The following is a 20,547-nucleotide window of genomic DNA, read 5'->3' as shown; positions in this document are numbered from 1 at the left end:
GTTCAGGGCGTGCCGCGCTGCATCAGCGGGCGGAAGAGGGCGATGACGTTGCGGCAGTGCCGTTCCAGGGAAAAGGCGTCGGCGCGTTCCGGGCCTTGCTCGGCAAACCGTTCACGCGTCTCCGCGTCATAGGCCAGGCGGCGCACCGCCTCGGCCAGGGCCGCGGCGTCGCCCACAGGAACCAGCAGGCCGTAGCGGCCGGAATCCAGGATTTCGGCCGGGCCATGGGGACAGTCGGTGGATATCACCGGCACCCCCAGGCACAGCGCCTCCACCAGCACATTGCCGAAGCTCTCGCGCAGGGAGGTCAGGGCGAATGCGCCGGCGCCCGCAATCACCGGGAACGGGTTGTCGATATGGCCGGCCAAGGTGACCGGGCTGCGCGAGCCGCGCTCATCGATGCGCTTTTGCAGGGCTGCGTGCTCGGATCCTTCGCCCAGGATGGTGAAGCGGATGCCGGGGTCGTCCAGCAGAGCGGCCGCGTCGATCAGCGTCGCATAGTCCTTCACCGCTTCGAGCCGGCCCACGGCCACGACATGGTAAGGCTCGGTTTGCGCGGATTCGTCGCCGCCGCGGCTGCCCTGCGCGCGTACATTTTCCAGCGGCACGCCGTTGTAGATGGTGTGGACCTTGCCGCGCAGCGGCGGGAACATGCTGACCAGGTCTTCCTTGACGCCGCGCGATACGCCCACCACCGCATCGTGACGCCGGTAGGTCTGGCTGACCAGCCAGCATTTCAGGCGCCGCATGCGCGAGGCTCCGTAATGGATGGCCGGGCTGCTGTGTTCGAAGGCGACGGTGGCGAACTTGCCGCGCAGCAGCTTCTTGGCCGCCACCACCAGCATGTTGCACAAGAGGCCGTGCGAGCAGACGATGGCGGGCTTGTCGCGCCGGATCTGCATGAGCAGTTTGAAAAAGGCCACGGGCAGCATCAGCCGCAGCGCGGTCGGAGATTCGTTGACGGGGAGCGCCCGGGTTACCTTCGGATTGGATACGGGATACTCGCGGATACGCGAGCGCAGCAGGAACAAGGCGGAATCCACCCCTTGTTCCGGCAAGGCATCCACGATGAAGGCGACACATCTTCCTACGCCGCCGTGCAGGTCTGGCGCGACAAACAAGACATCAGGCATGTGGGATCACTCTAGTTGGCGTCCGGCGCGCAACGTCCGGGCGGTGGCTGGGGGCGGATGTCGTTCTTTGTTCTGGCACGGGCATGATCTGGGCATTGCGCATGAGCGACAGGCAATAGCACAGCAGGAACCCGGTGAAGGCGGTCTTGGGCGCGTACGCCAGGCCGCCGGAAAGCGAGTCGATGAAGATATAGATAGGCGCGGTGGCCAGCAGGTAGCGCCGGTGCAGCTCCAGGCCCGGATGCGCATATCGTCGGAACAGCGTGAGCAGCAGAATGAGCACGGGCGGCAGCATGATCATGAAGGTGCCGACCACGCCGAACTTCATCAGGTAGAAGGCCCAGGAATTGTGGGCGAAGGTGCTCAGCTCGAAGCCGTTCTCGCCCATGACCCAGCTGCGAAAGCCCGCGCCCTTGCCGAACACCGGACTCTCCGCGAAGAAGTCCATTTGTCCCTGCATCTCCTGGACGCGTGCGCCATAGCTGGAGTCCTCGTCCAGGCGCTCGACGCTGAAGATGCGATTGGTGAGCACGTCCAGGTAGCCGATCGCGGCGAAGACCAGCACCCCGGCGACTGCCGCCGGCGCAAAGACCAGCACGGCGCGGCGCCGGATCTCGGGGCCCGCGCCCAATAGCACGGCGATGAACACCGAGATCGCCAGCTGCAGGTATTGGCTGCGGTTCAGCGAAAACACGAGGGCCAGCAGCATATAGACCGTCAGCGCGTAGGCCTTGGGTCCGGAAACGTTGAGCGTGCGCCGGAAGTACAGCAGCGACACCACGCCGAACGGGATGGCCCATACGCCCAGCCGCACGTTGCGCAGCGGATTCGCCACGCTGAAGCCTTGCAGCTGTTCGGCCAGCATCAGCGTGGCCACGGCCAGGCAGGCCGCCACGATGTACTTCTGCAGCACCGCGTAGGCGGCCGGGCTATCGATATCCTTGTAGCAAAGAAAGGGCGTGCACAAGAAATAAAACACGATGCGCAGGTCCCGCGCCACGTCGCCGGTCTCGATGCCCGGATGATGCAGCGACACCAGGATCAGATAGATCACCGACACGGTCTGGATACCCAGCAGCATGCCCAGCATGCCGCGGGGCAGCGCATAGGCCGCGGGATCCGCGAGCCTCAACATCTTGACCACCAGCATGGCGACGAACAGGAAATCGAAGGGCGACAGCTTGAAGCTGCCGACGCCCAGGACGAAGTGGTCGTCGTTCAAGGCCAGCGCCGTGAAGGCGAACATGCCCAGCAGATGCAGGGTGGATAGGCGGCGGTGCGTGGTCATTGCGGCTCTTCTCTGTGTGGAAAGACGCTAGTGCGAAGCCCAGTCGTCGCGTCCGAAAATCTTGGTGGTCAGTTTTTCGAACAGATAGGACAGGTCTCCCTGGCGTGCGTGGGCGGCCACCTTGGACGCGCGGCACGACAGTTCGAACAGCTTGCCCAGGCCCGGCTCCGTGCGGCGGATGCGCGTGACGATCTGTTCGCGTTCCTCGAGCAGCACGTCCTGCATCAGCGCGGTCTTGGTTTCGTCGTGGGCGGTGTAAACGCCCATGGCGTCAGGCACGATCAGGTTCTTGCCTTCGCGCAGCAGCCGGCTCCACAGCTCCAGGTCCATGCAGTAGCGCATGCTCTCCTGCAAGAGCCCGTACTTCTGCAACAGGTCGCGGCGGAAGATCGCCGACTGGTTCGGGATGGACGCCTTCACCACCGTCAGCGTGCCGCGGTTGACCGGCGTGTAATGGATCTTGCGGAAGATCCGGTTGTCGGCGTCGGCCACGAACAGGTTGCCGCTGACGATGGGCGCGCGCCCCTTGGAGGCGGCCGCGCCCAGCTTGCGCAAGGCGCCGGGGAAGTACAGGTCGTCGGAATTCTGCCAGCCCACATAGTCGCCGGTGGCGCGTTCGAAGCCCTTGTTGATGGCATGCGACTGGCCGCGGTCCGGCGTGCTTTCCCAGTACGTCAGGTAGCGCTCATACTTGCGGATGATGTCCACGCTGCCGTCGGTGGAGCCGCCGTCGATGATGATGTACTCCAGCCGCGGATAGCCCTGGTTCAGCACGGACAGGATGGTGCGTTCCAGGAAGCGGGCCTGGTTGAACGAGGGGGTCACGATGGTCACTTTCGGCAACAGGCTGCCGGCGATGGGCGCCGGCGGCCGCAACTCGCGGACGAAGTCGATGAGCTGACGTGAGTACTCGTTATGACGCTTGCGCATGTAGGACCTCAGCATATGAGTTAACGGGTGGCCGCAGGCAAGGCGCCCGGAAAATCTGGGCGGGATTGACGGATGGCGAGAGCCACGCCGGCCAGCGTGATCGCCGCGTAGGCCATGCGGCCCCATGCCGCGGCGTGTTCGCCCGCCGCGTGTACCAGTCCTGCCATGACGCACAGCATCGCCAGGCCGCCCAGGCCGTTCAGGATGGCGACGGCACGCGAATTGCCCAGGCCCAGCAGGGAAAAGTGCGCCGCGGCGTTCAAGGACAGCAGTCCCGAGGCCACGATCAGCAACTGGAAGGTGCCCAGATGGCCGCTGGCGACGTTGTCTCCCAACAGCAGGTTCAGAAGCGGATGGCTGACCGCCAGCACCGCCAGCGTGGCGCTGGCCGACAGCGCCAGGTTCCACAGCATCATGCGGCGGATCTCGCGTTCGACGGCACCGGGATAGGGGGGCGAAACCGACAGGCGGGTGACGCGCGGCATGGCCTTCTGGAAGATGGCGACCGACGCGGTATGGATGATCTGGCCGACCTGCACGCCGACCGTATAGATGGCCAGCGCGGCCGGACCCATGAGGCTGCCGACCAGCACCCGGTCCACCGAGCCGAAGGCGAGGGCGCTCAGGCTGTTCAGCCAGGACCAGCGGGAGAACCGGAAGGCGTCCATCATGGCGCTGCGGTCGCGCACCGGGCGCACCAGGATGCGGCCATAGGTGCGCGCGAACACGCGCATCTTCACGCTGCCTGCGATCAGGAGTCCCAGCGCCTGCGCCAGGCCGGTCCAGGTGGGCGATGCCGTCAGCCAGGCCGTGGCGCAAGCCAGTCCCATCGTGCCGGTGCGGCTGAAGACTTCGCACAGCGCCGTGGCGCGGAAGTCTTCGCGCCCCTTCAGGCAGCCGGAGAACAGCTGGTCATATTGCTGCGTCAGGTAGATGGCCAGCGCGGGCATGGCCAGCATCGTCACCGCCACGCCGCCGAAGGTCGCCGCCGGCCAGCCCAGGCCCACCACTGCCCACAGCAATACTGCGGCCAGGGTCACGACCCCGAGCGCGCAGCCGATCAGCGACATGCTTACGCCGGCTGCGCGATAGGCGCCGCCGGGCTCGTGCATGCGCTCGGACACCAGCTTGGTCGCCGTCACCGCCGCGCCCAGGTTGGCGGCATTGCCGAAGCCGGCCAGGGCGATGATCATGGAGTACTGGCCGAAGCCCACGGTCCCCAGCTGCCGGAACAGGATGGGCAGGGCCACCAGCGCCGCGACCGGCCCGATGCCATACTCCACCAGCCCCCAGAAGGAGGCATTGCCGGCGATATGTTTCCTGAGGAATCCGAGCATGGCTGGGGCCTGTGGGCATATGGGTTCTGGCGAGGCCGTCAGGCCACGGGCAGCGCATGCTGGGTGCGTTCACGCAGGAAGTGGCCGTAGGCCAGCGTGATGCCATGCGTCAGCGAGATCTCCGGTTTCCAGCCCAGCGCCTGCATGCGGGCCGAGTCCATCAGCTTGCGCGGCGTGCCGTCGGGCTTGCTGCTGTCGTAAACGATGTTGCCCTCGTAGCCGACCACGCGGGCCACCAGCCTGGCCAGGTCGGCGATCGAGATGTCCTGCCCGGCGCCGATGTTGTAGATGCCTTCCGCCTGCGGATGCTCCATCAGCATGACGCAGGCCTGGGCCAGGTCGTCCACATACAGGAATTCGCGCAGCGGCGCGCCGGTGCCCCAGATGCTCACGCTTTCCTGGCCGGATTCCCGGCCTTCGTGGAATTTGCGGATCAGCGCGGGCAGCACGTGGCTGCTTTGCAGGTCGTAGTTGTCATGCTGGCCATACAGATTGGTCGGCATGGCGCAGATGAAACGCGCGCCGAACTCGCGCTGATAGGCCTCGCACAGCTTCAGGCCCGCGATCTTGGCGATGGCGTAGGGCTCGTTGGTCGCCTCCAGCGGCCCCGTCAGCAAGGCGTCCTCGCGGATGGGCTGGGGGGCTTCGCGCGGATAGATGCATGACGAACCCAGAAACAGCAGCTTGCGCACCCCGGCGGCATACGCGGCGCGGATCACGTTGCACTGGATCATCAGGTTCTTGTACAGGAACTCCACCGGATGCGTCTGGTTGGCCAGGATGCCGCCGACCTTGGCGGCGGCCAGGTACACCACGTCGACCGGCGTGGTCGAGAAGAAGCGGTTGACCTGATTCTGGTTTTCCAGATCCAGCTCCTCCCGGCCGCGGGTCAGCACGTTGCGGTACCCGCGGCGCTGCAGCTCGCGGGTGATCGCGGCGCCTACCATGCCGCGGTGGCCGGCGACGAAGACGCGTTGCTCCAGGTTCGTCATGTCGTGCTACTCCTTGTAGGCGTAGATTTCGTAGCCGTTCTGCTCCACCAGCGCATCGCGCCGCGCGTCGCGCAGATCGCTCTCGACCATTTCCTTGACCAGTTGCGCGAAGGAGGTGCGTGGCGACCATCCCAGCTTTTCGCGCGCCTTGGTCGGATCGCCCAGCAGGGTTTCCACTTCGGTCGGGCGGAAGTAGCGCGGGTCCACCCGGACGATCACCTGGCCCGGCTTGATGTCATGGACCGGCGAGAACAGCACGGTGGCGGTCTCTTCCAGCCCTTCGCCTTCCCAGGCCAGCAGGATGCCCAGCTCGCGCGCGGCGGTATTGATGAACTCGCGCACGCTGTATTGCATGCCGGTGGCGATGACGTAGTCCTCGGGCGTGTCCTGCTGCAGCATCAGCCACTGCATTTCGACGTAGTCGCGGGCATGGCCCCAGTCGCGCAGGGCGGAAAGATTGCCCAGGTACAGGCATTCCTGCAGGCCGAGCACGATGCGGGCCAGGCCGCGGGTGATCTTGCGCGTGACGAAAGTCTCGCCGCGCTTGGGCGATTCGTGGTTGAACAGGATGCCGTTGCAGGCATACATGCCATAGGCTTCGCGGTAGTTCACGCTGATCCAGTAGGCGTACAGCTTGGCCGCCGCATACGGGCTGCGCGGATAGAACGGCGTGGTTTCCTTTTGCGGCGTCTCCTGCACCAGGCCATACAGCTCGGAGGTGGACGCCTGGTAGAAGCGGGCCTTGTTCTCCAGCTTCAGGATGCGAATGGCTTCCAGGAGGCGCAGGGTGCCCAGGCCGTCGGCGTTGGCCGTGTACTCGGGCTCCTCGAACGAGACGCCGACATGGCTCTGGGCGGCCAGGTTGTAGATCTCGTCGGGCTGCACCGACTGCACGATGCGGATCAGGCTGCAAGAGTCGGTCATATCACCGTGATGCAGCACGAAATTGCGGGGCTGGTCATGCGGATCCTGGTACAGATGGTCGATCCGCGCGGTATTGAACAGCGAAGCACGCCGCTTGATGCCGTGGACCTCATAGCCCTTGGCCAGCAGAAACTCCGCCAGATAGGCCCCGTCTTGGCCAGTAACGCCGGTAATCAGTGCCCGTTTTGGCATGGTTGTATCCTTAAGACTTAATGACTGCACGAAAGGAGCCGAAGGCTGCGGTACCAATGTGCAATGAGATTACTGTTGCACCAGCCGCGGAGATATCGGCCAAAAGGTCTAATAGTTCAGCCTGTCGATAGGGAAAAAGGGACTGGATTGCTTCATCCAGCGCACCCAGCATTGCGATCGCCACCAGGGCCGTCAGCGCCGGGCGACGGTTGACCGAGAAATAGATCAACGTGGTCAGGAAGGCGTAAGCCGCAAGATGCAGACGCTTGTCGCCAAACGCGTCCGACATCTCGGCGGCCAGGCCCGGCAGGTTGCCCACTGTTACCAGTACGGCGAAGAACAGCCCCGCCAATGGCAGGCAGAGCCGCGCCATGCCTGGCCTGAAAAAGGGCGCCCCCTCGGGTGGCAGCAAGCGTGCGGAGCGCGTGCGGCGTGGGGGCTCCTTCTTTTCATACCCGGCCATACATGTCCTGGAATCTGACGATGTCGTCTTCACCCAGGTAAGCGCCCGATTGCACCTCGATGATCTCCAGCGGGATCTTTCCCGGGTTCTCCAGGCTGTGGATCTCGCCCAGCGGGATGTAGGTCGACTGGTTCTCGGTCAGCAGGTACTGCTTGTCGCCGTTGTAGATGCGCGCCGTGCCCGAAACCACGATCCAGTGCTCCGCGCGGTGATGGTGCATCTGCGAGGACAGGCGCGCGCCGGGCTTCACCGTGATGCGTTTGACCTGGTAGCGCGGACCCTGGCCTACCGAGTCGTAGGATCCCCAGGGCCGCTGCACTTCGCGGTGATGGTTCAGTTCCGAGCGGTGCTGCGTCTTGAAGATCTCGACCAGCCGCTTGACGTCCTGCGAGCGCGACTTGTGCGCCACCAGCACGGCGTCGGCGGTTTCGATCACGACGATGTCGTCCAGGCCCACCGAGGCCACCAGCCGGCTGGTGGAGTGGATCAGGCAGTTGCGCGAATCCTCCACCATGACGTCGCCGGTGGTGGAGTTGCCTTCCACGGTCTTCTGGGCGATGCCCCAGACCGCGTCCCAGGCGCCCACATCGCTCCACGAGGCGGCCAGCGGGATGACCACGGCGCTGTCCGTGCGTTCCATGATGGCGTAGTCCATGGAATCGCTGGGGCACGCTTCGAAGGACGGGCCGTCCAGGTGGAACAGCGAGTTCTCGCCATGCCCGATAGCCACGGCCGCCTGCACCTGCTCCAGCATCTTGGGCGCCAGGCGCGCCATTTCCGACAGGAACACCGAGGCTTGGAAGGCGAACATGCCGCTGTTCCAGTAATAGCCGCCATCTTCGATGAAACGCTGCGCGACCTCGGGAGAGGGTTTTTCAACGAAGCGGCGCACGCGGCGCGCGGGCGCCATCACGCCGGGCTCGTCCGCCTGGATGTAGCCGTAGCCGCTGAGCGGCGCGGTGGGATTGATGCCGAACGTCACCAGCGCACCCTGCAGGGCGGCCTGATAGGCCGCGGCGAAGGCGGCCTGCAGCACCTCGCCGTCTTCCAGCACGTGGTCCGACGGCATGATCAGCATGACCGGGTCCTCGCCGTCGCGCATGGCGCGCAGGGTGGCCGCCGCGATCGCCGGCGCCGTGTTGCGCGCGAAGGGCTCCAGGATCACTTCCACGTCCTTGATGCCCAGTTCCAGCGCCTGCTCCGCCGCGATATAGCGGTGCGCGTCGTTGCAGACCAGGATGGGCCGGGCCTCGGCCCCTGCCGACCCCAGCCGCAGCAGGGTGTTCTGCAACAGGCTGCGGTCATCGGTCAAACGGATGAACTGCTTGGGCAGCAGTTCGCGCGACAGCGGCCACAGGCGCGAGCCTGAACCGCCGCAAAGTATGACTGCCCGGTACGGGGGAGGGGGATTGGTCATGGCGCTCACTCCTTGAAGTAGGCCTGGGTGTAGGGGTGCACGCCGGGATCGGCGGCGAGGGCACGGGCGGGCAGCCAGCGGTAGCTGCGGTGCTGGGCCTGGGGCAGGCTGGAAATGTCCAAAGAAAGCTCGGCCTCATAGGCGAGGACGACGTAATGGGTGGAGCGTCCGGCTTCACCCGCAAAATTGGTGCCGTAAAAGTGCTCGTACACGCCGCGCGGGGTCCAGGCCAGCTCGCTGACCGGGATGCCCAGCTCGTCGCGGGCGATGCGGCGCAGCGCCGCGTGCAGGGTTTCGTTCTTGCGGATCCGCCCGCCCGGCACGAACCAGGCGCCCTGGGCCGGGGGATTTGCCCGCAGGCCGGTCAGGTAGCGGCCCGCGGCGTCGCGCAGCAGCAGGTCGATGGAAACCAGCGGCAACATCTCGACCGCCTGGCGGAACTCCGCCTGCGCCAGCACGCCGTCGCGGACCGCGGCCTTGCGTTGCTCGGGCCATCCCAAAGGTTTAGTAGACATTGCGGCCCGTCCATCCCGACAACGCCGTGCGGGCGATGATCTGCAGGTCCATCCTGAACGTCCAGTGCTGGATGTAGTAGATGTCGTACTCGACGCGATCGCTCATCTTGCGCAGCGTGTCCGTCTGTCCGCGCAGGCCGTTGACCTGCGCCCAGCCCGTGATGCCCGGCTTGACGCGGTGGCGCATCATGTAGCGTTGCACCAGGTCCTTGTACATTTCGTTGTGCTCCAGGGCGTGCGGACGCGGTCCCACCACCGACATGTCGCCCATGAGCACATTCAGGAACTGCGGCAGTTCGTCCAGGCTGGTGCGCCTGAGGAAGCCGCCGATGCGCGTGACGCGGGCATCGTTGCGGGTGGCCTGGGTGACCACGCCATGCTCCTGATGCACCGTCATGGTGCGGAACTTGTAGACATGGAAGACCTTGCCGTCCACGCCCAGCCGCGGCTGGGTGAAGAACACGGGGCCGCGCGAAGTCGCCTTCACCAGGATCGCCACCGTCAGCATCACGGGCGACAGCCCGATCAGCGCGCAGAAGGCGAAGCTGCGGTCGAAGATCTCCTTGGCCCAGCCGCGCACGCCGGCAGCGGGCAGGCTGTTGAGCTGTATGGCGGGCAGGCCCAGGAATTCGCCGATGCGGTGTCCCAGCAGCTGGATCGACATGACATCGGGAATCCAGCGGATATCCACCAGGTCATTGCGCAGGTGATAGAGGACTTCGCGCAGTTCCTGGCCCGCTTCCATCGGCAGCACGATCCAGATCTCGCGGACGTTGTGCTCATGCACGAAGCCATGCAGTCCGTCCAGCTCATGCAGGCGGCGGACTTGCGGCGGCAGGTTCTCATGGGGCTCGGCGTAGATGCCGGCCACTTCGTAGCCCGCGCCGCGGTATTGCTCGACGCGGCGCCACAGGTCGTGGCCCAGCGCGCCGAAGCCCACCAGCAGCACGCGCTTGCGGTCCATCCCGCGGTCGCGCGCCGCGCCCAGCACCGCGTAGACCGCAATCCGTAGGCCGGCCAGCGTCAGCGCCGACATGCCAAACCACGTAGCCGCCCATACGCGGGATATCGCCGCGGTCTGGTGCATGAGAAAACTGATGCAGATGCCCAGCGCGAACACCAGCGCCCAGGCCGCCAGGCTGCGCACGACCAGGTCGGTCAGCAGGCGGCCGCGCCACGATACATAGAGGCGGAAGGCCGGGAAGATGGCCACCACGCCCAGGCCGCACAGGTACACAAGGAACAGATGGATCTGCGGAGGATCCGCCAAGGCATCGTCCGAGAATTTCAAGCCGGTGGCAGTCAGGCCGCAGGTGATCACGATCGCGGCATCGAGCAAGCGATAGAGATAGCTTGCTCCGCTGAATCTAGACGACGTGTCCGTTTGGGACGGGTCCATCGCGCACTCCTGTTCGTGGGGAGCCGCCGTGCGGAAGGCAAAAACTGTGCACCGCCGCAAAGCTTGTGGCTACCGACAAAATCTTATTGAGTGCGCAACGCACCCGAAACCTCCAAACGATGTAGGAGAAGGCTTAGGACATCCGTCGAATGTGCGGGCCTAGGAAAAGAGAGTGGAATGTCGCAACCCGTTACGCATCGGGCTCACTCCAAGCAACGAAGTCATTCACAAGTGGATTTGCCATGACGACATTTTTCGGAACGTTGAGCCGAGGCATAGCAGCTATCGCGCTCGTGTCCTCGCTGGGCGCTTGCGCCTTGTCTCCCGGTATGACCTTTGACGCCAATCAGCTTGCGGATCCGTTGGATCCGAACTCCAAGGCGGTAATCAAGGAAATCACGCCCTCGCTGGTGCTTGAAGACCAGCGCGCGCGCCAGGCATTGCTCGACAACGAAGGGGTCGACAAGCTCTATGGCAAGTCCGGGCCGTACCTGATCGGGCCCGGAGACATCCTCTCGATCGTGGTGTGGGATCACCCCGAACTCGTTCTTCCGACGCAAACCTACGCCATCGGGACAGGGGTAACGGAACTAGCCATTGGAGACACCGCCTCGGGCATTCCGGGCTATACGGTTTCATCCACTGGATATATCCAATTTCCCTATGCGGGATTGCTGAAAGTGGCCGGGTTGACGGAACTTCAGGCGCGCAATCTCATAGTGAATAGTTCAAGCAAGTACATCCAGGATCCGCAGATCACCGTACGCGTTCTGGGATATCGCAGCAAGCGTGTTTACGTGGATGGCGAAGTGAAGACGCCGGGCGCAATCGCGATCAACGATATCCCGATGACCCTGTTGGAAGCCGTCAACAGGGCCGGAGGCATTCTGCCCACGGGCGATCGCAGCGCGGTCTACGTGATCCGTGACGGACGCCGTACTCGCGTGAACGTGCCTGCGCTGATCGAGCGTGGCCAAGACCTGAATCAGGTGCTGCTGAAGTCGGGCGACATCGTCAGGGTCACGCCGCGCGACGACAGCAAGGTGTTCGTGATGGGCGAGGTGACCTTGCCCACCGCGGCAGTGATGCGTGACGGACGCATGTCGTTGACCGAAGCGCTGGGCTTGGCCGGAGGACCGAACCAGCTGACCTCGAATCCGTCGCAAATATTCGTTGTGCGCAGCACTGAGCAAGCGACGCCGCTGGTGTTCCACCTGAACGCCGGCTCGCCGCAGACTCTTGCGGTGGCGGAGAAGTTCGAGTTGCAACCCAAAGACGTGGTGTTCGTGGATACGGCGGCCCTGGTGCGGTGGAACCGCTTCATCAGCAACCTGTTCCCGAGCGCCCAGACCGTACAGACCGTGAAGTCCATAGATTAGTCCGCCTTAAACCACGCCTGGGGACGCCGCGACCGCGGCGGCGTCTTCTCTTGGAGAGCTGCATGTCGTTGCCCATCGAATCGTTCGAGCCGTCCGTGCCGGCTCGTCAGCAGGAAACTCCGTTGTCGTCCCATGTGGACGCCATCTTTTCCAACCGGTGGATGATCATCGCGATCACTCTGCTTGCATTACTGGGGGCGCTTACCTATGTGATGATCACGCCCAAGGTGTACTCGGCCGACATCATCGTGCAGGTGGAAGAGGAAATGCCGCAGGGGCAGAGCCGCAGCCTGCTCGGCGACGTATCTTCCATGTTCGATACCAAGGCGGAGACCTCGGGCGAAATGGAAGTGCTGCGCTCGCGCATGGTGGTCGGACCCGCCGTCGACAAGTTCCTGCTGTACATCCAGGCCAAGCCGCGCTATTTCCCCGTGATCGGCGAGTGGCTGGCGCAGCGCTACGAAAGCCTGCCGTACCCGTCGAGCCTGCCGCGCGGCGGCTATGCATGGGGCGGCGAAGCCATCGCGATCTCGCAGCTGGACGTGCCCAACGAATGGCTGGGCAAGCCCTTTCGCGTGACCACGCTGGGCGAAGGGCGTTATACGTTGAGCGACAAGTTCACGGGCGCCACCTTCAACGGCACCGTGGGCAAGCCCGAGCATTTCCGGCTGCCTGGGGGCGGCGCGATGGACGTGCATATCGACGCGCTGACGGGACGCCCCGGCACCGAGTTCACGGTGTCGCGCAGTTCGCGCCTGGCGGCCATCGAGGACGTGCAGGCGCGCCTGGGTATTTTCGAGCGCGGCCGCACATCGGGGGTGATCGGCGTCACGCTGGAAGGCAATGATCCGGCGCTGACGACTGCCGTGCTCAACCAGATCGGCCAGGAATACGTGCAGCAGAACGTGAACCGCAAGTCGGCGCAGGCCGAGAAGTCGCTGGTATTCCTTGAACAGCAGCTGCCGGTGCTCAAGGGCGAGCTGGACGCCGCCGAGACCAAGTACAACTCGCTGCGCAACAAGCGCGGCACCATCGACCTGAGCGAAGAAGCCAAGCTGATCCTGGCGCAATCGGTGGACGCGCAGACCAAGGTGATGGAACTGCGCTCCAAGCGCCAGGAAATGATCACCCGCTTCGCGCCGACCCACCCCAGCATCGTGGCGCTGGATCGCCAGATCGCCGGGCTGACCGGGGACGTGAACCGCATCGGCAACAACATCCGCCAACTGCCCGACCTGGAGCAGGACGTGGTGCGCCTGGTGCGCGACGTGCGCGTCAATACCGAGCTCTACACGGCATTGCTCAACAACGCCCAGCAGTTGCGCCTGATCCGCGCCGGCAAGGTGGGCAACGTGCGCATCCTGGATTCGGCGGTGCAGCCGGACAAGCCGGTGCGTCCCAAGGCCGCCATCATCATCGGCGTGGCGACCGCCTTCGGCCTGATCTTCGGCATGCTGTGCGCGTTCGTGCGCAATGCGCTGTTCGGCGGCCTGTCCGAACCCGACGACGTCGAACGTCATACCGGCCTGCCCGTATTGGCCGCCATTCCGTACAGCGACATGCAGGACAAGCTGTGGCGGCGCAGCCGGCGCAAGAACGCCAGCGTGCCGGCGCTGCTGGCCCAGAGCCAGGGCAACGCGCCGCCCATCGAAAGCCTGAGGTCGTTCCGCAACGTGTTGCAGGCGTCGCTGCGCCAGTCGGCCAACAACATGGTCATGTTCACCGGGCCGGTGGCAGGCGTGGGGAAGTCCTTCCTGTCGGCCAACTTCGCTTTCATCCAGGGCGGCGTGGGCAAGCGCGTGCTGCTGATCGACGCTGACTTCCGCAAGGGCCAGCTCAACCGCTATTTCGGCGTGCCCAAGGAAGACGGCCTGTTCGAAGTGCTGTCGGGCACGATACCGCTGACCCAGGTCCGCAAGCACAGCGTGTCCGAGGGCGTGGACTTCATCGCTACCGGCGCGGTGACCTTCGACCCGTCGGAGCTGCTGGCGTCGCCGGTGTTCGGCGAAACCCTGCGTGAACTGGCCTCGCAGTACGACATGGTGATCCTGGACACGGCGCCCGTGCTGTCGTCTCCGGACGCCGCCGTGGTCGGCACGCATGCGGCCGCAGTGATGGTGGTGGTGCGCTCGGGCATGAACACCGTGGGCGAAATCCGCGAGACGGCCAAGCGCCTGATCCAGGCGGGCGCGCCGGTGGACGGCGTGCTCTTCAACGGTCTCAAGCTCATGCCGGAACGCTTTGGCTTCCGGTCCAAGTACGGCAGTTACCGCTACTCCCGTGCGGCGTATTACGGCGATTTCAAACAGAACGGCCCTAAATAACGCCACCCGGAGAAACTGGCATGCACGGAACTTTTGGCTGGGACACGCCGCAAATTCTGGATGCGGTTTTCAAGGCTTACGACATACGCGGCACGGTGCCGGATGAAATCGATGCGAGGTTCGCGCACAGCCTGGGGATGGCGGCGGGTACCCAGGCCCGCGAACAGGGGGCGCGGTCCATCGTGGTGGGGAGGGATGGCAGGCTGAGCAGCGTCGAGCTGGCGGCCGCCTTGCAGGCGGGCCTGCGCTCGGCGGGCATGCACGTCATCGACATCGGCATGGCGACCACGCCGATGGTGTACTTTGCGACGCGCCTGATGGACACGGGCGCGGGCATCGCGGTCACGGGCAGCCACAACCCGCCCGCGCACAACGGCTTCAAGATCGTGCTGGACGGCGCTTCGCTGTATGGCGAGGGCATCACCGCGCTGCGCGATGCGATGCGCTTGCCGATAGAGTCGGCCAGCGCATCGGGTGGGCGCACGCAAATGCAGATCATGCCGTGCTACACCGCGCGCCTGATGGGCGACATCCGCATGGCGCGTCCGATGAAGATTGCGATCGATTGCGGCAATGGCGTGGCCGGCGCCGCGGCGCCGGCGCTGTTCCGCGCCCTGGGCTGCGAAGTGGTCGAGCTGTTCTGCGAGGTCGACGGTTCGTTCCCGGGCCATCACCCGGATCCGGCCGATCCGCAGAACCTGCAGGACCTGATCTATTGCCTGCGCTACTCCGACTGCGAGGTCGGCCTGGCGTTCGACGGCGACGGCGACCGGCTCGGCGTGGTGACCAAGACGGGGCAGATCATCTGGCCCGATCGCCAGCTGATCCTGTTCGCGCGCGACGTGCTGTCGCGCAATCCGGGCGCCGAGATCCTCTATGACGTCAAGTGCAGCCGCCACGTGGCGCGCGCCATTACCGAGGCGGGCGGCAAGGCCACCATGTGGAAGACGGGGCACTCGCTGATCAAGGCCAAGATGCGCGAAACCGGCGCGTTGCTGGCTGGCGAGATGAGCGGCCACATTTTTTTCAAGGAGCGCTGGTACGGCTTTGACGACGGCATCTACGCCGCCGCCCGGCTGCTGGAGATTCTGTCCGGCGCGCCGGACCCCTCGGCCCTGCTGGAAAGCCTGCCGCAGTCCTGCGCCACACCCGAAATCAAGCTGGAAACCGCCGAAGGCGAGCAGTTCGACCTGGTGGAAGCGCTGCGCGCGCAGGGACAGTTTCCCGGCGCGCAGTCCATCAACGACCTGGACGGCATCCGGGTGGACTACGCCGACGGCTTCGGCCTGGCGCGTCCGTCCAACACCACGCCGACGGTGGTATTGCGTTTCGAAGGGGACACGGTGGCCGCATTGGCCCGTATCGAGGAGGATTTCCGCAACGCGTTCCGACGCATTGCCCCTCATGTTCGTTTACCGTTTTAAGGAGCATCACGCGATGGGAAAGGCCAAGTATGCGGTTGAGGCGCTAAGGGCGAATTCGGGCCTGGCGGACAGCCCGGAGTGGCAGGCGTTCGCGCAGGCCGCGCACGGCGCGGAATTGGACGGCGCGGCGCTGAAGGTCATCGAGGCGGCGGGTCTGTGCGTGGACCTGAGCATGCAGCGGCAATCGCCGGCGCTGGAAGCCGCGGCCATGTCGCTGCTGCAGGCGCGTGGCGTGGCGGATGCGCGCCAGGCTTTGTTCGCGGGCGAACCGGTCAACTGGACCGAAGGCAAGCCGGCATGGCATACGGCGCTGCGCGCCGGGCGCACGCGGGAACAGCCCGACGGCCAGGATGCGGACTCCGTCTGCGAGCATTCGCGCATGACGGACTTCGTGCGCCGGGTGGACCAGACGGCCGACTTCAACACGGTGCTGCATATCGGCATCGGCGGCAGCGATTGGGGGCCGCGCCTGGCGGTCCAGGCGTTTGGCGGGGCGCAGCAGCGCCGGCAGATCCGCTTCGTGTCCAACATCGACGGACACGCGTTCCATGATGCGGTGGCCGGGCTGGATCCGCGCCGCTGCCTGGTGGTGGTGTCTTCCAAGTCCTTCACCACCGCCGAGACGCTGCACAACGCGCGCGCGGCCATCGCCTGGCTCAAGCAGGGCGGCGTGACCGACGTGTCCGAGCACCTGGCCGCTGTCACCGCCAACGTGTCGGCGGCGCGCGCGCTGGGCGTGCCGTCCAGCCAGATATTCAAGATGTGCGACTGGGTGGGCGGGCGCTATTCGGTCTGGTCGGTGGCCGGCCTGTCGATCGCGCTGACGGTGGGCGCTGACGTGCTGATCGGCATGCGGGCGGGCGCCGAAGCCATGGACCAGCATTTTCAGCAGGCGCCGTTCGCGTCGAACGCACCCATCCAGCTCGCGCTGGCGGGCCTGGTCAACTGCAGCGTGCTGGGCCAGAACTCGCTGAACATCGCGGCCTATAGCGCGCGGCTGCTGCACCTGGTCACCTATCTGCAGCAGCTGGAAATGGAATCGCTGGGCAAACGGGTCGCGGGCGATGGCGCGGCGGTCGGGGTGCCGACGGCTCCCATCATCTGGGGCATGCCTGGCACCGACGGGCAGCACACCTTCTTCCAATGGCTGCATCAGAGCGAAGAGGGCGCGCCGGTGGACTTCATCGCCAGCCTGCAAGGCCACGCGGACAGTCCGGATGCGCACCGCATGCTGTTGGCCAACTGCCTGGCGCAGCGCCAGGCGCTGCTGCGCGGCAAGTGCCTGGAGCAGGCGCTGATGGATGTGGCGCACATCGACGACCAGGAGCGCGCGCTGAGCCTGGCGCAGCACATGGTGCATCCGGGCGGGCGGCCTTCGACCCTGATCGTGTTGCGCCAGCTGGATCCGCGCGGCCTGGGCGCGCTGCTGGCGCTGTACGAGCACAAGGTATTCGTGCAGAGCGTGGTCTGGGGCATCAATCCCTTCGACCAGTGGGGCGTGGAGCTGGGCAAGCGCCTGGCCACCGGCATCGAGCGGGAGCTGGCGGTGCCGGTGTCGGCCGGCGTGGTGGACTGGGGCCATGACGCGTCCACCTCGTACTGGATCGACCGCTACCGCAGCCATGCGCAGGCGCCGCGGCCGCGCCATGCCTGGGTGCCGGGCGTGGCGGCGCATCTGTGAGGGAGACCATGCAGGACCTGCATGTATTGGTGACGGGCGGCGCGGGCTACATCGGCACGCACACGCTGGTGGCGATGCTGGCGGCGGGCCAGCGGCCGCTGGTGCTGGATAACTTCAGCAACGGCAGCCGCGAGGCCGTGCGCCGCGTCGAGCGCCTGTGCGGCGTGGAGATCCCGCTGGTGGAAGGGGACATCCGCAGCCCCGGCCTGGTCGAATCGGTGCTGGCCGAATCGGCGGCGCGCGGCGCGCCGGTGCAGGCGGTGCTGCATCTGGCCGGCAGCAAGGCGGTGGGCGAGTCGGTGGCCGATCCGCTCAAGTACTACGACAACAACGTCGGCGGCTCCGTGACGCTATTGCGCGCCATGCGCGAGGCGGGCGTGGCGCGCATGGTGTTCAGTTCTTCGGCCACTGTCTACGGCGAGCCCCACTTCCTGCCGCTCACCGAGGCGCATCCGCTGGCGCCGACCAACCCCTACGGCCGCACCAAGCTGATGGTGGAGGAAGCGCTGCGTGACGTTTGCGCGGCCGATCCCGCGTTCAGCGCGGTGACGTTGCGCTACTTCAATCCCATCGGGGCGCATCCGAGCGGCCAGATCGGGGAAAGTCCGCGCGACATTCCGAACAACCTGTTCCCCTACATCACCCAGGTGGCGGTGGGGCGCCAGCCGTTCCTGCGGGTGTTCGGCGACGATTACGAGACGGCCGACGGCACGGGCGTGCGCGACTACCTGCACGTGATGGACCTCGCGCAGGGGCATGTGCAGGCGCTGGCCTATTCGGAGCGCCATCCCGGGTTCGTGGCGATCAATCTGGGCACGGGGCAGGGCACCAGCGTGCTGGAGCTGGTGCATGCGTTCGAGCGGGTCAACGGCTGCCGGATTCCCGTGCGCCCGCAAGCCAGGCGTCCCGGCGACGTCGAGAAAATGTGGACCGATCCTGCGCTGGCGGCATCTTTGTTCGGCTGGCGCAGCACGCATGACGTGGACGCGATGTGCGCGGACGGCTGGCGCTGGCAGCAGGGCAACCCACAGGGCTACGAACAGGACACAGGGACATAACCCCTGCGCCGTATCGGATGGATTCCGCGAAACCGGCGCGAGCGGTTACAGTTGACGGAAATATTGCGAAGCAGCATTGCCCGGCGGCCTGGCCGCCGCGGCCGTGCACCGTCAACGAGGCGCACCCATGTTTGAATTCAATCCCTCTACCGGCTTCCTGCAGGAGCCGCAGTCATGAGCGGGCCGACCTACAGCGCGCCGGCCCACTGGAACCTGGACAGCATCGTCTCGGGCCTGCGCGAAGCCCGCGTGGCCTGGCGCGGTCCCCGCGGCCGCCTGCGCGAAGACGCCGGCCTGCGCGAATTCCCGTCGCAGGAAAGCCTGCGCCAGATCGTCAAGGACCTCTGTGGCGCCTTGTTCCCGATGCGCCTGGGTCCGATCGACCTGCGCGAGGAGGTCGAGGACTTTTACGTCGGCCATACCATCGGCGCGGCGCTCGACGCGCTGCTGCACCAGGTCTGTCTGGAACTGCAGTACGTGGGCCGGCCCGAACAGACCGGGCCCGCGGATGCGCGCCAGCGCGCCATCGAGATCGTGCGCCAGTTCGGCGCCGAGCTGCCGCGCGTGCGCGCCGCGCTGGACCTGGACGTGACCGCGGCCTATCAGGGCGACCCGGCCGCGCACAACGTGGACGAGGTCCTGCTGTGCTATCCAGGCGTGGCGGCGATGATCCACCACCGTCTGGCCAATGTGCTGTATCGCCTGGGCGCGCCGATGCTGGCGCGCATCGTGGCGGAAATCGCGCATGCGGATACGGGCATCGACATCCACCCGGGCGCCACCATCGGCCGCAGCTTCTTCATCGACCACGGCACCGGCGTCGTGATCGGCGAGACCGCCATCATCGGCGACCGCGTGCGCCTCTATCAAATGGTCACGCTGGGCGCCAAGCGCTTCCCGCCCGGCGAAAACGGCGAACTCAAGAAGGGCCTGGCGCGCCACCCCTTGATCGAGGACGACGTGGTGATCTACGCTGGCGCGACGATTCTCGGCCGCGTCACCATCGGCAAGGGTTCGACCATCGGCGGCAACGTCTGGCTGACCCGCAGCGTGCCGCCGGGCAGCAACGTGACCCAGGCCAGCCTGGTCAGCGACATGCCCGACTGCGGCCTGGGCGGCTGAGCAGCTTGAGGCCGCTGCCCTCCTTGCGCAGCGGCCGGCCCTGAGGAGCCTGGATGGACACTCGAGTCTCTGATCTGGCCGCGCTGCGCGGCTTTGTCGACCGCCACCCGCGGCTGTTCGTGCTGACGGGAGCGGGCGTCAGCACCGACTCCGGCATCCCCGACTACCGTGACACCGAAGGCGAATGGAAGCGCAAGCCGCCCATGACGCTGCAGACCTTCATGGGCGGCGAACTGGCGCGGGCGCGCTATTGGGCGCGCAGCATGGTGGGCTGGCGCCGTTTCGGCCAGGTGCAGCCCAATGCCTCGCACCGGGCGCTGGCGCGGCTGGAATCGCGCGGCCGCGTTTCGGTGCTGGTGACGCAGAACGTCGATGGCCTGCATGAGGCCGCCGGCAGCCGCGACGTCGTGGACCTGCACGGCCGGCTGGACGAGGTGCGTTGCATGGCCTGCGATTGGCGCGGCGGCCGCCAGGCCTGGCAAGAGGCGCTGCAGGACGGCAATCCGGAATGGACGCTGCTGGAAGCCTCGGACGCGCCTGACGGCGACGCCGACCTGGAAGGCGAGGACTTCGCGCGTTTCCAGGTGCCGCCCTGTCCGCGCTGCCGCGGCATCGTCAAGCCGGACGTGGTCTTTTTTGGCGAAACCGTGCCGCGCGAGCGCGTGGACCACGCCAATGCCGGCCTCATGAACGCGGACGCGGTGCTGGTGGTGGGGTCATCGTTGATGGTGTATTCCGGCTACCGCTTCGTCAGCGCCGCGTCGCGCAACGGCATGCCGATAGCTGCCATCAACCTGGGGCGCACCCGCGCCGACAGCATGCTGACCCTGAAAGTGGAACTGCCCTGCGCCGTGGCGCTGGACGCGCTGTAATACGCCCTAGGGCCGGCCGGTTTTTGACCGGTCTAAGCAAGTGCTTGCCCTGCAAAGGTTTTTTTCCGCTGTTACAGACCTTTCCATAGGGTTGTCC

Annotated in this window: 17 protein-coding genes; 7 read left to right on the top strand and 10 right to left on the bottom strand. The window is 65.9% G+C overall.

Annotated features, from left to right (window positions below; translation table 11 throughout):
• Positions 1-2: 2 nt before the first annotated feature.
• The 10 genes from N5C88_RS27930 to N5C88_RS27885 form a co-directional block, all read right to left on the bottom strand.
• Positions 3-1,133 carry a glycosyltransferase gene (locus N5C88_RS27930; RefSeq protein ID WP_059372179.1) on the bottom strand — a complete coding sequence of 377 codons (1,131 nt, stop codon included), beginning with the start codon at positions 1,131-1,133 and terminating at the stop codon, positions 3-5.
• On the bottom strand, positions 1,126-2,421 hold the full coding sequence (locus tag N5C88_RS27925) for an O-antigen ligase family protein (protein WP_118933839.1): 1,296 nt from the start codon (positions 2,419-2,421) through the stop codon (positions 1,126-1,128). Before N5C88_RS27925 ends, N5C88_RS27930 begins: the two co-directional genes overlap by 8 nt.
• Positions 2,422-2,448: 27 nt before the next feature.
• Complete coding sequence (locus N5C88_RS27920; RefSeq protein ID WP_059372182.1) at positions 2,449-3,351, bottom strand: glycosyltransferase family 2 protein; 903 nt, start codon at positions 3,349-3,351, stop codon at positions 2,449-2,451.
• A gap of 20 nt (positions 3,352-3,371) precedes the next feature.
• Positions 3,372-4,688, bottom strand: coding sequence for an oligosaccharide flippase family protein (locus N5C88_RS27915; protein WP_059372184.1), 1,317 nt, complete (start codon positions 4,686-4,688; stop codon positions 3,372-3,374).
• Between the two features lie 38 nt (positions 4,689-4,726).
• On the bottom strand, positions 4,727-5,680 hold the full coding sequence (locus tag N5C88_RS27910) for a GDP-L-fucose synthase (protein WP_054453071.1): 954 nt from the start codon (positions 5,678-5,680) through the stop codon (positions 4,727-4,729).
• Between the two features lie 6 nt (positions 5,681-5,686).
• On the bottom strand, positions 5,687-6,796 hold the full coding sequence (gmd, locus tag N5C88_RS27905) for a GDP-mannose 4,6-dehydratase (protein ID WP_013395110.1): 1,110 nt from the start codon (positions 6,794-6,796) through the stop codon (positions 5,687-5,689).
• A gap of 10 nt (positions 6,797-6,806) precedes the next feature.
• The gene (locus N5C88_RS27900; protein ID WP_059372186.1) at positions 6,807-7,169 is read right to left on the bottom strand and encodes a VanZ family protein; all 363 of its coding nucleotides are present in this window, start codon (positions 7,167-7,169) and stop codon (positions 6,807-6,809) included.
• Positions 7,170-7,245: 76 nt separating this feature from the next.
• On the bottom strand, positions 7,246-8,676 hold the full coding sequence (locus N5C88_RS27895) for a mannose-1-phosphate guanylyltransferase/mannose-6-phosphate isomerase (protein WP_059372188.1): 1,431 nt from the start codon (positions 8,674-8,676) through the stop codon (positions 7,246-7,248).
• A 5-nt stretch (positions 8,677-8,681) separates the two neighbouring features.
• Complete coding sequence (locus N5C88_RS27890; protein ID WP_059372823.1) at positions 8,682-9,134, bottom strand: NUDIX domain-containing protein; 453 nt, start codon at positions 9,132-9,134, stop codon at positions 8,682-8,684.
• Between the two features lie 46 nt (positions 9,135-9,180).
• Positions 9,181-10,590: an undecaprenyl-phosphate glucose phosphotransferase gene (locus tag N5C88_RS27885; protein ID WP_059372189.1), complete on the bottom strand. Its 1,410-nt coding sequence runs from the start codon at positions 10,588-10,590 to the stop codon at positions 9,181-9,183.
• Positions 10,591-10,832: 242 nt separating this feature from the next.
• Between N5C88_RS27885 and N5C88_RS27880 the strand changes: the two genes are divergently transcribed.
• The 7 genes from N5C88_RS27880 (at position 10,833) to N5C88_RS27850 (ending at position 20,450) form a co-directional block, all read left to right on the top strand.
• Complete coding sequence (locus N5C88_RS27880; RefSeq protein WP_059372191.1) at positions 10,833-11,969, top strand: polysaccharide biosynthesis/export family protein; 1,137 nt, start codon at positions 10,833-10,835, stop codon at positions 11,967-11,969.
• A gap of 62 nt (positions 11,970-12,031) precedes the next feature.
• Positions 12,032-14,293: a GNVR domain-containing protein gene (locus N5C88_RS27875; protein WP_059372194.1), complete on the top strand. Its 2,262-nt coding sequence runs from the start codon at positions 12,032-12,034 to the stop codon at positions 14,291-14,293.
• A 20-nt stretch (positions 14,294-14,313) separates the two neighbouring features.
• Entirely contained in the window at positions 14,314-15,717 is a 1,404-nt protein-coding gene (locus N5C88_RS27870) for a phosphomannomutase/phosphoglucomutase (RefSeq protein WP_059372196.1), read from the top strand.
• Between the two features lie 13 nt (positions 15,718-15,730).
• Positions 15,731-17,398, top strand: a complete 1,668-nt coding sequence (gene pgi / locus N5C88_RS27865; protein WP_280016644.1) for a glucose-6-phosphate isomerase — start codon at positions 15,731-15,733, stop codon at positions 17,396-17,398.
• Positions 17,399-17,406: 8 nt separating this feature from the next.
• The gene (gene galE, locus N5C88_RS27860; RefSeq protein WP_059372203.1) at positions 17,407-18,456 is read left to right on the top strand and encodes a UDP-glucose 4-epimerase GalE; all 1,050 of its coding nucleotides are present in this window, start codon (positions 17,407-17,409) and stop codon (positions 18,454-18,456) included.
• Between the two features lie 174 nt (positions 18,457-18,630).
• Positions 18,631-19,578 carry a serine O-acetyltransferase EpsC gene (gene epsC, locus N5C88_RS27855; protein WP_059372204.1) on the top strand — a complete coding sequence of 316 codons (948 nt, stop codon included), beginning with the start codon at positions 18,631-18,633 and terminating at the stop codon, positions 19,576-19,578.
• A gap of 53 nt (positions 19,579-19,631) precedes the next feature.
• On the top strand, positions 19,632-20,450 hold the full coding sequence (locus N5C88_RS27850; RefSeq protein WP_059372205.1) for an NAD-dependent protein deacetylase: 819 nt from the start codon (positions 19,632-19,634) through the stop codon (positions 20,448-20,450).
• Positions 20,451-20,547: the final 97 nt, after the last annotated feature.

This window comes from Achromobacter sp. GD03932, assembly GCF_029839485.1.
GTDB classification, from domain to species: Bacteria; Pseudomonadota; Gammaproteobacteria; order Burkholderiales; family Burkholderiaceae_B; genus Achromobacter; species Achromobacter bronchisepticus_A.
This window is presented reverse-complemented; position numbering and strand designations above follow the sequence as displayed.